Consider the following 14,401-nt stretch of genomic DNA (forward strand, 5'->3'; position numbering starts at 1 on the left):
ACCCCGCCCCCGGCTCCTCTGACAGCATCACCGGCAGGTCTGGACAACTGCGGGGGGAGCCGCGTGGGGGGATTCACGGGATTCGTCCTGTCGCGGGCGCGCGCACACCGCTTGCTCCTGGCCGCCGCTGTGCTCTCGGTCCTGCTGACCACGGCGGTGCTGGCGACGCTCACCGCCTACTCCGGCGCGATCGGGGACGCCTCGCTGCGCCACTCGCTGAAGGACCCGCGCAACGCGGCCGCCACGACCCTCGTCGTCAAGGCCGACGTACCGCCCGCCGGCCGCGCCGCCGCCGACGCGGCCGTGCGCAGGCAGGCCCGCACCGCCTTCGACGGCCTGCCGGTGGCCGTGCGCTCCCTGGCCCGCTCCGGCCCCTACGCGCTCCCGCGTTCGCTCCAGCCGCCCGCCGCGCGCTCCGGCGACCCGGACCTGACGTACTTCGCCGCCCTCGATGCCGCCCAGGTGCGGCTCGTCTCCGGCCGCCTGCCGCACGCGACGGCGACCGGGGACCTGGAGGCCGCGCTGCCCCAGGCGGCGGCCCAGCGCCTGGGCCTGAAGCCGGGCGCCCGGCTGACACTCGCCGACCGGCTCGACGACCACGAGGCCCACGTACGGATCACCGGGCTGTACCGGCCCGCCCGGACCGACGCGCCGTACTGGCAACTGGACGACCTGGGCGGGCGCGGCATCCGCAAGGTCGACTTCACGACGTACGGCCCCCTCCTCGCCGACGCCGGTGTCCTCACCGGCGGCCGGGTGAGCGCGGGGCAGACCGGGTGGCAGGCGTCGGCGGACTTCTCCGCGCTGACCACCGGCCGGACCGGCGCGCTGCGCGACGCGGTCCGCGCGGGCGCGGCGTCCCTGAAGAAGACGACCGCGATCGGCGGCACGCCGACCGTCACGACCTCGCTGCCCGATGTCCTCGACCGGATCGACCGCTCCCTGCTGGTGGCCCGCTCGACACTGCTGATCGCCGCGCTCCAGCTGGCGCTGCTCGCCGGGTACGCGCTGCTGCTGGTGGCCCGGCTGCTGAGCAGCGAGCGCGCCGGTGAGACCCGGCTGCTGCGGGCCCGCGGCGGTTCCCGGGCCCGGCTGGCGGCGCTGGCCGCGACGGAGGCGCTGCTGCTCGCCGTACCGGCCGTGATCTGCGCTCCCCTGCTGGCCGGCCCGCTGACCCGGCTGCTGGCCGGGCACGGCGCCCTGGCCCGGATCGGGCTGCACCCGGACGTCCCGCTGACGGGCGGCCCCGGGGTGTGGCTGGTCGCGGCCGGCGTGGCGCTGGGCTGCGCGCTGGCGGTGACGCTGCCCGCCCTGACCTCGTCCCTCGCGCCCGGCCGGCGGGCCCGCGCGCTGCCCGCGCCGCTGCGGGCGGGCGCGGACGTGGGCCTGCTGGCGGTGGCCGCCGTCGCGTACTGGCAGCTGAACCAGCAGTCCTCCGGCGCGGTCGGCGACGACAGCACCGGCGCCCTCGGCATCGACCCGCTCCTCGTCACCGCGCCCGCGCTGGCGCTGCTGGCCGGGACGGTGCTGACGCTACGCCTGCTGCCGCCGGTGGCACGTCTTGCCGAGCGCCGGGCGGCGGGTGGGCGCGGGCTGCCCGCGGCGCTGGCCGGCTGGCAGTTCAGCCGCCGCCCCACGCGCGGCGCCGGACCGGTCCTGCTGCTCGTCCTGGCCATCGCGCTGGGCATGCTGGCGATCGGGCAGGGCGCATCCTGGAACCGTTCGCAGGACGACCAGGCGGACTTCCTCGCCGGTGCGCCGGTGCGCGTGATGGGCGCCGGGGAGGGCGGCCTGGGCCGCAGCGAGCAGTACGCGGCCGTCCCCCACGTCGAGGCCGCCGCCCCCGCCGTACGCACCTCGCTGCCGATGTCCGCCGACCGCACCGGGACCGTGCTCGCCCTGGACACCACGAGCGCGGCGGGCTCCGTACTGCTGCGCGGCGACCTGGCACCGGAACCGGTGCGCCCGCTGCTGGCGGGACTCGCCCCGAAGGGCGCGGCGGCGGGCGTGCAGGTGCCCGCGGGCACGGCCCGGCTGCGGCTGACGGCGGCCGTGCGCAGCTCTGCGGCGGAACACCCGGCCACGCCGGTGGACCTGGCGGTCACCCTCCAGGACCGCTACGGCGTCCCGTACCGCAAAGCCCTCCCCGCGCTGCCCGCCGACGGCCGCGCCCGCCCCCTCGACGTGGACCTGCCGCCCACCGCGGGGCCCCTGACGCTCACCGGTCTCGACCTGAGCGTGCCCCAGCCCGTGGACCGGGCCGCGGAGCACCGCCTGACCCTCCTTGCGGTCGAGGCCGACGGCGGCGGGGCGGCCCGGAGACTGACGCTGCCCACCGCCTGGACGGCGGTGTCCGCCGGCGGCGCCGACGCCCTTCCCGACGGCAGCAACGCCCCGGCCGCGGCCGAGGTGACCTCCGGCCGCCCGCTGACGGTCACCTACGGCACCGGCTACGTGCCGCACGAGGACATGTGGGCGGTGGGGACGGTCATCACCGTCCGGCTCCAGGTCACGCAGCCCGCGCAGCGGGAGATCGCGGCCGTGGCGACCGACCGCTTCCTGACCGCGGCGGGCGCCCACGCGGGACAGCGCATGGACGTGACGTTCGCCGGCCGCAACCTCCCGGTGCGGCTCGTCCGCGCGGTACGGGAGCTGCCGACCACGGCCGGGGCCGGCCAGAGCGCCTCCCCGGACCCGGCACACGACGGCGGAGGCCTCCTCATGGACCTGCGGGCGGTGAACCGGCTGCTCCAGACGCGCTACGGCGAGAGCGCCGAACCCACCGAGTGGTGGCTGCGCGCCGACGCCCGGCACGCGAGCGCCGTCGCCGCCGAGCTGCGCTCCCTGCCCGACGTCGATCCGGGGCAGGTCGTCGTGCGCGAGGAGATCGCCGGCCAGCTGCGCGACGACCCGTTCGGCGCCGGGCCGGCCGCCGCGTTCACCGCCGCCGCGATCGTCGCGGCGGCGCTGGCCGCGCTCGGCTTCGCGGTGAGCGCGGCCGGGGCGCTGCGCGAACGGGACGCCGAGTTCGCGGTGCTGCGCGCCCTGGGCGCACCGCGCCGCCAGCTCGCCCGGATGCTCGCCGCCGAACAGGGCGTCCTCGTCGCGCTGGCGGTGGTGGTCGGCGTGGCCCTGGGCACGGTCCTGACCCGGGCCGTGATCCCGCTGATCGTGCTGACCGGGCAGGCCACGAAACCGGTGCCGACGGTGCTGGTCCGGCTGCCGGTCGGCCAGGTGGCGCTGCTGCTGGCCGCCGTCGCCGCCGCACCGCTCGTCGTCACGGCGGTGCTGACCCTGCGCCGGGCCGACCCGGCGGTGTCCCTTCGAGACCGCGGAGGTGAGTGAGGTGAACACCGTCGCTCCCGCCTGGGTCCGGGTACGGCTGCGCACCGCGCCGGGTGCCGCCGCCGCCCTCGCCCTGCTGGTCGCGCTGACGGCGTGCCTGGCAGCCGCGTTCCCGCGCGCCCTGGACCACTACGAGGACGCCGGCCTGGGCCGGGCCGTCGAGCAGGCGACCCCGAAACGCACCACCCTGACGGTGAGCGCCCCCCAGCCCGGCCTCCAGCTCTCGGCGGCCGAGCGGGAACAGGCGCTGCTGCCGCAGGCGCTGGGCCGCCAGTTCGGCAGGGTCGTCGGCGCCGTCCCCCGGCCGCTCGTCGTCGACCGCGACCAGTCCTCGTACGGGGTGCAGAACACCGCCGACCTGACGGTGCCGGACCCGTGGATCCCACGGCCCAGCGGCGTCCCCCCGCAGATCCGCCTCGCCGCGCAGAACGGACTCGCCGCGCACTCCTCCCTGACCGCCGGACGGCTGCCCCGCGCGGCCGGCCGGGTCACCGCCGAGACGGCCGGGGTGGAGGCCGCGGTCACCGCCGAGACGGCCAGGAGCCTGCACATCAAGGTGGGTTCGGTCATCCACGTGCCCGCCGTCTCCCGCCCTCCGCTCGCCGTCCGCGTCACCGGCATCGTCACGCCCCGCGCGCCCGAGGGCGCCTACTGGGCGACCGAGCCGCTGCTGCGCTCCCCGGCCCTGATGCGGGTACCGGGCAGCAACGACCCCTTGTACTACTGGCTCGGCACCCTGCTGCTCCCGCCCGAGGCGGCCCCGGCCCTGCTGGCCACCAACGGCAGACCGGTCCGCTACTGGCAGGTGGCCCCCGACGGCGGCGCCCTGCACGCCCACGAACTCGGCCGGCTGAAGTCGGCGGTCGCCACCCTGGAGGCCGGACCGGGTCTCGGGCAGATGCGCGCGGCCACCGACCCGGCCGCGCAGGCCGCCACCGACCTCGACGACGTCCTCGCCTCCTACGACCGCCTGGCCTCGGGCGTCGGCCCGCTCGTCGCGGTCGCCGCGTTCGGCAGCGCGACCGTCGCCGCCGTGGTCCTGATGATGGCGGGCGGCCTGGCCGCCGACCGCCGCCGCACCGAACTCACCCTGCTGCGCGCCCGCGGCGCCTCCCTGCGCGGCCTGACCGGACGGCTGCTGGCCGAGACCGCGGTGGTCGCGGTGCCCGCCGGGGCGCTCGGACTCGGCGCGGCCCTGCTCGCCGTGCCCGAGGGCCGCCGCCTGCCCGCGCTGCTCGCGGCCGTCGCGGTCACGGCCGTCGCCTGTCTCGCGCTGCCGCTGCGCGCGGCGGCGGCGCACCGCGTGGTCCGCCTGCACGGCCCGCGCGAGGACACGGTGTCCGTACGTCCCTCCCGGCGCCGTACGGTCGCCGAGCTGACGCTGCTGGTGATCGCCGCGGCGGCGGTGGAGGCACTGCGGCGGCGCGGGGTCTCGGGCTCCTCGGACGCCTCCGGTGACCGACTCGTCTCGCTGGCGCCCGTACTGGTGGGCGTGATCGCGGCCCTCGTGCTGGTCCGCCTGTACCCGCTTCCGCTGCGCTGGCTGATGCGCCCCGCCGGGCGGCTGCGCGGCGCGGTCGGCCATCTCTCCCTGGCCCGCGCGGGCCGTACGTCCGTCTCCGCGGTGCTGCCCCTGCTCGCCCTGCTGACCGCGCTCACCACCGCCGCGTTCGGCGGTTCCGTGCTGGCGGGGGTGGCCGACGCCCGCGACCACGCCGCGCTCATCGCCGTCGGCGCCGACGGCCGCGTCGAGGGCACCGGGATGCTGCCGGCCGCGCTGCCCGACCGGGTGCGCGAGGTGCCCGGTGTGCGCGCGGTGACCGAGGTGGGCGTCAACTACGAGGCCAAGGCGGGTGACGACCTCACCCAGACGACCCTGGCGGGCGTGGTCCCCGCCGACTACGCGGCCCTGGCCCGCCGTACCGGACTCGGCGCGTTCTCCCAGGAGGAACTGCGGCGGCCCGCCGGTGACCGGCGGGACCCGCTGCCGGCGCTGGCCTCCCCGTCGGTCGCCGAGACGTACGGCACCCGGCCCTTCCCGGTCCGGCTCGACGACGGCACCTCGGTCACCGTCCGCATCGCCGTCGTCCGGGACCGGACACCGGCCGTGATCGGCACCCGCTTCCTGGTCGTGGACCGGTCCGGGCTGAGCAGCCAGGCCGCCCGCACGAGCACGCTGCTGCTGACCGGCGACCACCTGGACGCGGGCGCGCTGCGCCGGGCGGCGGGCGCGTCCGTGGGCGTGCAGCTGCGGTCGGCCGAACGGGCCCGGTACGTCGACTCCCCCCTCCAGTCCGGCGCGGAGCACATCTACACGGCGGCGGTGGCGGCCGGCACCGGTTACGCGGTGCTCGCCCTGCTCCTGGCCCTGCTGCGGGCCGCGCCCGAACGCACCGCGCTGCTCGCCCGGCTGCGCACCATGGGCCTCACCCGCGCCCAGGGCCGCCTCCTGCTCGTACTGGAATCCCTCCCCCAGGCGGTGCTCGCCGCGGCGGGCGGCGCGCTGACGGGCTGGGCGACCATCCGGCTGCTGTCCCCCGGCATCGACCTGACGACCATCGCGCTGCCCTCCAGCGCCGTCTCGGCCGGCGAGAACGTGCTGCGCACCGATCCGCTGTCCCTGGCCCTGCCGGCCGCGGGGGTCCTGCTGCTGGCGGTCGCCGTCGCCGTCGGGCAGGCGTGGTGGACGGGCCGCAGGGGCTCGGTGCGCGAGCTGCGGGCGGGGGACGCGCGATGAGCCCGTACGAGCCGCCGGGCCGCCGACGCGGACACCGTGAACGCGGCGGCCCCGGCAGCCGCCGCACCCGAAGCGGCAGCAGCGGCAGCGGCCCAGGTCCCCGTGACTGCCGTCGCTGCCATAGCTGCCCTAGCCTCCGTAGCAGCCGTAGCCGCCGTAGCCGCCGTGCAGGAGCCCTCCGATGACGACGAATCCCACCCTCGCCGACCTGGCCCGGCGCGCCACCGAGGACCGCACCCGGCCCGCCTACGGCCATGACGCCCTGATCACCTGCGACCGGCTGGTGCGCATCTTCTCCGCCGACGGCGTGGAGGTGCAGGCCCTCCAGGGGCTCGACCTGCTGGTACGCCAGGGGGAGCTGATGGCTCTGGTCGGCGCGTCCGGCAGCGGCAAGTCCACCCTCATGAACATCCTCGCCGGTCTGGACACGCCCACGGCGGGCGCCGCCCGGGTCGGGGACCACGACCTGCTCGCCATGACCGCCAAGGACCGGCTGCGCTACCGCCGTGAGGTCGTCGGTTTCGTCTGGCAGCAGACCTCCCGCAACCTGCTGCCCTACCTGACCGCCGCGCAGAACGTCGCGCTGCCCATGCAGCTGTCCGGCTCCCGGGGCCGCGCCCGCCGCGCCAAGGCCGAACGCGCGCTGGAGCTCCTGGAACTGCTGGAGGTCGGCGACTGCCGCGACCGGCGCCCGCACCAGATGTCGGGCGGCCAGCAGCAGCGCGTCGCGATCGCGGTGGCCCTCGCCAACAACCCCGCGGTACTGCTCGCCGACGAGCCCACCGGTGAACTCGACTCGCAGACCGGCGAGCAGGTCTTCGCCGCCTTCCGCACCGCCAACGAACGCCTGGGCACCACCATCGTCATCGTCACCCACGATCAGGCGGTGGCCACGGAGGTCCGCCGCACGGTCGCCATCCGCGACGGCCGCACCTCCACGGAGGTGCTGCGGCGCAGCGAGGTCGACGAGGCGACGGGCGACGAGCGGGTGGTGAGCCGCGAGTACGCGATGCTGGACCGCGCCGGCCGCCTGCAACTGCCGGCCGACTACACCCAGGCCCTGGGCATGCGCGACCGCGTGGCCCTGGAACTGGAACCCGACCACATCGCGGTCCGGCCGGACGACAGCGATCGGGACTGAGACGGCGCCGGGACGACAACGGGTCGGAGTGAGCCGGCCGCACGAGGACCTCGGCGTCCGCGCGGGCGTGCTCGGTGGCGGCGGGAGCCGGGACTACGACGGACGGGTCCGAACCGGCCGCGGACGGGTCCGGCCGGCGGGCGGGCGGCGGCTCAGCGGACGCTGACGCCCAGCGTCCCGAGGCCGGCCCGCCGTACGGCTATCGACCCGTACGGGGTGCGCAGCCGGAGCCAGGCGCCCGACGAGAACAGTGCGAGGCCGTCCGGCCCGGCGGCCGGTGCGGGCCGCAGGAAGCCGAGGGACTGCGCCGCGTGCACGGCCCGGACGGGAAGCCCGGTCTCCGCGACCGTCCGGGACCAGATCTCCCGGCCGATCCGGTCGAGTTCGCCGCGGGTGCGCCGCTCGGGCGCCAGCTCCCCCGTGCGGGCGCGGAACTCGGCGACGGCCCCGGAGACCAGCGCGCGCAGGGAGTTCGCCGGGGGGAGCCCGTCCTGCGCCCGCCAGCCGCCGCGCGGGGGCAGCACGCCCGCCCACGGCGGCCCGGTCACCGCGGCCGGGACGGCGGTCGTGGCCGCCTTCTCGTCGACGGCCTCCAGGAGTTCACCCGCGGAGACGGTCACGTCGAGGGTGGCGTCGAGGCCGTCCTCGTAGGGCTTGGCCAGAGCGACCGCGCGCACCGCCAGCACCTCGAAGGACGCCGGCCGCCCGAACACCGCCAGCGCCGTCCCCGCCGCCTGGAGGCGGACGGCGGCGGCACGGTCGTAGTGGAGCAGCCGGGAGAGGAAGGCGGCGAGATCGGCCGCCTCCGTCTCGTCGGCGAGGTGGAGCACCGTCATGCGGCGACGGCCTCCTCCTCGTCCGCGTCCCGGTACTCGCGCAGGAACTCGCGCTCCTCCGCGGTGAGCCGGCGGGGCCGCTGTGCCTCGAAGTCGAACGGCACGATCACCGTGGAGGCCCGGACGTAGATCTGGTCCCCGTCCTTCACCTCGTAGCCGAGGGTGAAGGAGGCGGCCCTGATCTCGGTCACCCACAGCTCGATGTCCACCGGCGCGTGCCGGTGGACGAGCTGCCTCTTGTAGTCGATCTCGTGGCGCGCCACCACGGACCCCTGCTTGAACTGCTTGTCCGGGCGGAACAGGAAGTCGATACGGGCCTCCTCCAGGTAGCGGAGGAAGACCACGTTGTTGACGTGGCCGTACGCGTCCATGTCCGCCCAGCGCAGCGGGCAGCGGTAGATGTGCCGCAAGACCGATCAGCCCCGGGTCAGCTTCTTGTAGGTGGCCCGGTGCGGGCGGGCGGCGTCCGGGCCGAGCCGCTCGATCTTGTTCTTCTCGTACGACTCGAAGTTGCCCTCGAACCAGAACCACTTGGAGTCGCCCTCGTAGGCGAGGATGTGCGTCGCCACGCGGTCGAGGAACCAGCGGTCGTGGGAGACGACGACGGCGCAGCCGGGGAACTCGAGCAGCGCGTTCTCCAGGCTGGAGAGGGTCTCGACGTCGAGGTCGTTGGTGGGCTCGTCGAGGAGCAGCAGGTTGCCGCCCTGCTTGAGGGTGAGGGCGAGGTTGAGGCGGTTGCGCTCACCGCCGGAGAGGACCCCGGCCGGCTTCTGCTGGTCCGGGCCCTTGAAACCGAAGGCCGAGACGTACGCGCGCGAGGGCATCTCGACCTGTCCGACGTTGATGTAGTCGAGCCCGTCGGACACGACCTCCCACAGCGTCTTCTTGGGGTCGATGTTGGCGCGGGTCTGGTCGACGTAGGAGATCTTGACGGTCTCGCCGACCTTGATGTCACCGGTGTCCGGCGTCTCCAGGCCCTGGATCATCTTGAACAGGGTGGTCTTGCCGGCGCCGTTCGGGCCGATGACGCCGACGATGCCGTTGCGCGGGAGGGTGAAGGACAGGCCGTCGACGAGGATCTTCTCGCCGAAGCCCTTGTGCAGGTCGTTCACCTCGACGACGACGTTGCCCAGGCGCGGGCCCGGCGGGATCTGGATCTCCTCGAAGTCCAGCTTGCGCATCTTGTCCGCCTCGGCGGCCATCTCCTCGTAGCGGGCCAGACGCGCCTTGGACTTGGCCTGCCGCCCCTTGGCGTTCGACCGCACCCACTCCAGCTCTTCCTTGAGCCGCTTCTGCCGCTTGGCGTCCTTCTGGCCCTCGACCTTCAGGCGGGTGGCCTTGGTCTCCAGGTACTTGGAGTAGTTGCCCTCGTAGCCGTGCAGGCGGCCGCGGTCGACCTCGCAGATCCACCCGGCGACGTTGTCCAGGAAGTACCGGTCGTGGGTGACGGCGACGACGGTGCCCTCGTACTTGGCGAGGTGCTGCTCCAGCCAGTTCACCGACTCGGCGTCGAGGTGGTTGGTGGGCTCGTCGAGGAGCAGCAGGTCGGGGGCCTCCAGCAGCAGCTTGCACAGCGCCACCCGGCGCTTCTCGCCACCGGAGAGGTTGACCACGGGCCAGTCGCCGGGCGGGCAGCCCAGGGCGTCCATGGCCTGCTCCAGCTGGGCGTCGAGGTCCCAGGCGTTCGCGTGGTCCAGCTCCTCCTGGAGCTTGCCCATCTCTTCGAGCAGCGCGTCCGAGTAGTCGGTCGCCATCTGCTCGGCGATCTCGTTGAACCGGTCGAGCTTGCCCTTGACCTCGGCGACGCCCTCCTGGACGTTCTCCAGGACCGTCTTCTCCTCGTTCAGCGGGGGCTCCTGCAGCAGGATGCCGACGCTGTAACCGGGCGACAGGAACGCGTCCCCGTTGGAGGGCTGCTCAAGCCCCGCCATGATCTTCAGTACGGTCGACTTACCGGCACCGTTCGGGCCGACGACGCCGATCTTGGCACCCGGAAGGAAGCTCAGGGTGACGTCGTCGAGGATCACCTTGTCGCCGTGCGCCTTGCGCGCCTTGCGCATGGTGTAAATGAACTCAGCCAAGAGAAACCGTCCGGCAGCTTGAATCTGGCAGTGGGCAGATACACCCCATCTTGCCTGACCGCCACCCCTGGATGGAAACCAGTGCGGTCGCAGGGCTCTGAGCTGGTGTTTTACCGGCGCCGCCTACGACTCGCCTGTCACTGCCGGTCGCCGTCCGCCGGCCTCGGGCGCCCTCGCACGGCCTGGGGACGGCCCAGGAGACGACCACCCGGCGGACGACGAAACGGCGGAAGCGCCCCGGCGAGGCGGAACGCGAGGCAGGCCGCGGCTACGACGTCAGACGACTCGGCCTTGGTTGTGCGCGTGTTGAGACGGTCCGCCGCGTCGCCCTTGCTACTGTCCACTTCGCCAAAATAACCCGCAATTGACCGATTTACGCCCAATGGCGGTCGGGAGGACACGGACCATGAACGACTTTTCCCGTCGGGGACTGCTCAAGGCGTCGGCAGTCGCCGGTGCCGGTGCGGTCGCCGCGTCGGCCGCCGCAGCTCCCGTCGCCGCCGCAACTCCCGGCGCCGCCGCCGTGACCGGGACGCCCGGGGGCGAGGTGTACGGGAAGGAGTGCGCGCCGGCGGCGTTGACCGGCCGGATCGTCCGCCCCGACGACCCCGGGTACACGGACGCGCGCCTCGGCTGGGACCAGCTCTTCTCCCACTACCCGCTGGTCATCGTCTTCGCCCAGAACACCCAGGACGTGGTCAACGCCCTGACGTGGGCGCGCCAGAACGACGTCGCACTGCGGATCCGGAGCGGCCGCCACAGCCTCGAAGGCTGGTCGAACGTCGACAGCGGCCTCGTGATCGACATCAGCGAGCTGAAGTCGGTCCACATCGACAGCTCCTCTCGCATCGCGACGGTCGGTGCCGGCCTCAACCAGCTGGAAGCGGTGACCACCCTCGCGAAGCGGAACTTCGCGGTGACGACAGGGACCGAAGGCAGCGTGGGTCTGTCCGGGGCGACGCTCGGCGGTGGGTTCGGCTTTCTCACCCGCTGGCTCGGCATGGCCTGCGACAGCCTGATCGGCGCCGAGATCGTCGTCACGGAAGGCGACGGGTGCGCCAAGGTGATCAAGGCCGATCTGAACCACAGCCCCGACCTGCTCTGGGCGCTGCGTGGAGCGGGCAACGGCAACTTCGGGATCGTCACCTCGCTCACCTACAAACTGGCCCCGCTGAAGAGCGTCACGTACATGCAGGCCACGTGGGACGGAATCGGCGACCTGCGGAGGATCTTCGAGGCCTACCAGCGCACGGCGCCGTACACCGACGACCGCCTCGGCACCCAGCTCGAAGTCCACCGGAACCAGATCCTGCTGTTCGCGGTCCTCGCGGAGGGAACGCCCGCGGAGGCGAGGAAGCTGCTGGCGCCGATCCTGTCGATCGGCAGCCCCCAGGTCTCGACGCAGGTCGGGAACTGGGGCGACGTGTACTCGGGCTTCCAGACCCCGATCGAGGCCGAACCCGCGAACTGGAAGTTCTCCTCGCAGTTCGCCCAGAAGCCCTTCCCGCGCAGGGCGATCGACGTGATCCACTCGTTCGTCAAGGACGCCCCCACGGACGACAGCAACTACTTCGTCCAGGCGTTCGGCGGGGCGGTCAGGAAGACTCCCCGCGGCGGCACGGCGTTCCCGCACCGCGACGCGCTCTTCTACGCCGAGCCCGGTGCCGGCTGGGGGAAGCGCAGTGACCAGCCGGGCGCCTGCGACCCGCTCACCCCGCAGGCCCAGGCCTGGATCGCCGAATTCAGCCAGGCACTGCGCCCCTACGTGGACGGCGCCTACGTCAACGTGCCGAACATCGGCATGCAGGACTGGGAGGCCGCCTACTGGGGATCCAACTTCGACCGGCTGCGCAGGATCAAGGCGAAGTACGACCCTCGCAACGTCTTCCAGTACGACCAGAGCATCCCACCCGCATCCTGCTGACCGAACAGGGTTGAGCCCATCCCACCCGCATCCTGCTGACCGAGCAGGGCCGAGCCCCCCGCCCGGCAGCAAGTGAGGGGGCTCGGCTCGCCGTACGGCCACCCCTGGGCGGAAACCCGTAGGGTTCGGTGGCTCTGACCTGGGGTTTCGCTCCGGGCATCCTCACACGGCCAGGGAAAAGGCCCGGGAACCGTGGGTGTCCTCACCGCGTCGGACTACCGTGCCGCCATGACCAGCGCATCGGAGCGCCCCCTCCTCTTCCTCGACGTCGACGGACCGCTCATCCCGTTCGGGGCGTCTCACGGTCCACCGCTGGCTCCCGTTCCCGGCTCCTCGGCGGCCCTCGACCGGGGGAACCCGCTGCTCGATCGACTCGATCCCGGGACCGGACCGCGCCTCATGGCCCTGGACTGCCGTCTCGTGTGGGCGACGACGTGGATGCGGGATGCGAACGAGGCCGTCGCTCCACGCCTCGGACTGCCGAAGCTCCCCCTGGTGGAGTGGCCGGACACCGGTGTCCACGACGGCCCCCTCGGTCTGCACTGGAAGACCCGCCCCCTGGTCGAGTGGGCCGGCGGCCGGCCCTTCATCTGGGCCGACGACGAGATCGGCGCCATGGACCATGTCTGGGTCGCCGCCCAGCACCCCGGGCCGTCACTGCTGCACCGCGTCGACCCGGCCCGGGGACTCGTGGAAGCCGACTTCTGCGCGTTCGCCGATTGGCTCGGAGCCCTTGCGTCTGGATGAGCCCGGCTCGCGGCCCGCGACGCGGACGCGCCCCCGGCCGGGAGGCCCGGGTCAGCCCTGGGTGGTCTTCTTCTTGCGGACGATGCTCAGGGCCGTGGCGCCGAGGACCAGGAGGCTGAGGCCGATCGCGGCGATCAGGGGGGTGGTGTCGGTGCCGCCCGTCTCGGCGAGGTTCGTGCCGTCGGGGACCTCGCCCGCCTTGGCCGGGGCCGGGACGGGTTCGCCGAGCGTCTGGGTCTTGGTGCCGACCGCGACGCCCTGGGTCTTGCAGTCGAGGACGCCGGCGAAGCGCTGTCCCAGGCCGTCCGGGCCCGTGATCGTGAAGTCGTAGGCCTGGTCCTCCTGGAGGGGGATCGCGATCGTACGGGTCGCGGCCGCGGGGACGCTGTGGGCGGCGCCCATCAGCTCGAACGTGTATGCCTTGTCGCCCTTGTTGACCACCTTGATGTCCAGGGCGCCCTTGTCGCAGTCCTTCTGTGCCGACAGGGCCGGTATCGCTCCCTTGTCGGCCCAGGTGGCGACGGCGGTCGCGGAGACCGTCGACTCGCTGGAGCCGGCCAGGATCTGCGTCTGGCTGCGGCTGTCGGAGGTGAAGGCGCGGCCGACCGGCACGGTGGTGGACGCCTGGACGGTCAGGTCCGCCGAGCCCGCCGCGTCGCCCGGTGCCGTGGAGTTGCCGTCGGGGTCGGCGGCGGTCCTGGGTACGTCGAAGTACAGCCTGCTGCCGTTCTTGGCGGAGGTGACCGGCTTGCCGTCCTTCCCGACGATCCGCACGCCGCCGGTGTCCGCCGGAGAGGCCACCGTCACACTGCTCGCGTCGGTGTGGACCGTCACCGGGCCCAGCCGGTGACCGGGGCGGCCGGAGACCGCCGGCGGATCGAGGCTGAGCGAGGCCTTCGGCTCCGCCAGGTCGCGCGCGCTCCTGTGCAGGTAGTCCGCGAGCTTCTCGGCCCGGGCGTCGGCGGCGTCGACGTGCGCGCCGTCGGAGTAGCGCCAGATGGCCACCTGGGTGCCGGCCGCGGCGTCCTGCTCGGTGAGGTTCTTGACCCCCGCCTTGCGGGCGAGTGCCGCCAGGTCGTTCACCTGCGGGTAGGAGTGCTTCAGGATCCAGCGGATCTTCCCGGCGTTCCTGTTCGCGCCGAGCGAGGTGCCGTTCCAGGGCGTCTCGTAGTACTTGGCGTCCTTCTGCGTGGGGTTGTGGATGTCGACGCAGTACGTCTGCAGCATCCCGCCGCCGTCCACGGCCATTTCGAACAGACCGGCCGAGATCTGGTGGTCACCGCCCTCGTCGTGGAGGACGGCGGCGCCGTACGTCTTCAGGCCGCCCATGGTCGCGGTGGCCCCGCCCTGGCTCTGGGGCCTCCCTTCGGCGGCGGCCGGGCCGGCGGCGGCCAGCACACCCGTGGCGACGAGTCCGGACGTCAGAGCGAGGGCGGCGAGACCGGCCGCCCCCCGCCCGCGCACGGACCGCGCGGAGTACGAAGCACACACAGAATTCCCCTTCGAGCAGGACCCGTTCACGTGGGGGTGCGGTCCCACCAGCAGAATCTCCAAGCCCAGAGAGCTACCTCGGCATCCTAAGGACCCCTC

General features: G+C 73.9%; 9 protein-coding genes. 5 read left to right on the forward strand and 4 right to left on the reverse strand.

All coding sequences use genetic code 11. From position 1 onward, the window contains the following. Window positions 1-63: 63 nt before the first annotated feature. The 3 genes from AB0G56_RS30385 to AB0G56_RS30395 all read left to right on the forward strand — a co-directional run bounded on the left by AB0G56_RS30385 (window position 64) and on the right by AB0G56_RS30395 (window position 7,223). Entirely contained in the window at window positions 64-3,345 is a 3,282-nt protein-coding gene (locus tag AB0G56_RS30385; protein ID WP_360975407.1) for an FtsX-like permease family protein, read from the forward strand. 1 nt (window position 3,346) lies between these two features. Beyond that, window positions 3,347-6,082 carry an FtsX-like permease family protein gene (locus AB0G56_RS30390; RefSeq protein ID WP_360975410.1) on the forward strand — a complete coding sequence of 912 codons (2,736 nt, stop codon included), beginning with the start codon at window positions 3,347-3,349 and terminating at the stop codon, window positions 6,080-6,082. Window positions 6,083-6,263: 181 nt separating this feature from the next. After that, window positions 6,264-7,223: an ABC transporter ATP-binding protein gene (locus AB0G56_RS30395; RefSeq protein ID WP_360975413.1), complete on the forward strand. Its 960-nt coding sequence runs from the start codon at window positions 6,264-6,266 to the stop codon at window positions 7,221-7,223. A 152-nt stretch (window positions 7,224-7,375) separates the two neighbouring features. On the opposite strand, the gene AB0G56_RS30400 is transcribed toward AB0G56_RS30395, so the two are convergent. From AB0G56_RS30400 to ettA, 3 genes are read right to left on the reverse strand one after another with little or no spacing between them, the layout of a single operon-like run. Beyond that, window positions 7,376-8,059 (reverse strand): hypothetical protein, encoded by a 684-nt coding sequence (locus AB0G56_RS30400; protein ID WP_360975416.1) that lies wholly within the window; start codon window positions 8,057-8,059, stop codon window positions 7,376-7,378. Continuing rightward, window positions 8,056-8,469: a thioesterase family protein gene (locus AB0G56_RS30405; protein WP_360975419.1), complete on the reverse strand. Its 414-nt coding sequence runs from the start codon at window positions 8,467-8,469 to the stop codon at window positions 8,056-8,058. The genes AB0G56_RS30400 and AB0G56_RS30405 overlap by 4 nt, the downstream gene beginning before the upstream one ends. 6 nt (window positions 8,470-8,475) lie before the next feature. Continuing rightward, a complete protein-coding gene (ettA, locus tag AB0G56_RS30410) occupies window positions 8,476-10,140 on the reverse strand; it encodes an energy-dependent translational throttle protein EttA (protein WP_360975421.1) in 1,665 nt (554 codons plus the stop codon). Between the two features lie 406 nt (window positions 10,141-10,546). On the opposite strand from ettA, the gene AB0G56_RS30415 reads away from it, so the two are divergent. Beyond that, entirely contained in the window at window positions 10,547-12,064 is a 1,518-nt protein-coding gene (locus tag AB0G56_RS30415) for an FAD-binding oxidoreductase (RefSeq protein ID WP_360975424.1), read from the forward strand. Between the two features lie 228 nt (window positions 12,065-12,292). Beyond that, complete coding sequence (locus tag AB0G56_RS30420; RefSeq protein ID WP_360975427.1) at window positions 12,293-12,811, forward strand: hypothetical protein; 519 nt, start codon at window positions 12,293-12,295, stop codon at window positions 12,809-12,811. A gap of 51 nt (window positions 12,812-12,862) precedes the next feature. On the opposite strand, the gene AB0G56_RS30425 is transcribed toward AB0G56_RS30420, so the two are convergent. Then, window positions 12,863-14,302, reverse strand: a complete 1,440-nt coding sequence (locus tag AB0G56_RS30425) for a Cys-Gln thioester bond-forming surface protein (RefSeq protein ID WP_360975430.1) — start codon at window positions 14,300-14,302, stop codon at window positions 12,863-12,865. Window positions 14,303-14,401 lie beyond the last annotated feature (99 nt).

It is taken from the genome of Streptomyces sp. NPDC021356, assembly GCF_040641015.1.
GTDB lineage: Bacteria > Actinomycetota > Actinomycetes > Streptomycetales > Streptomycetaceae > Streptomyces.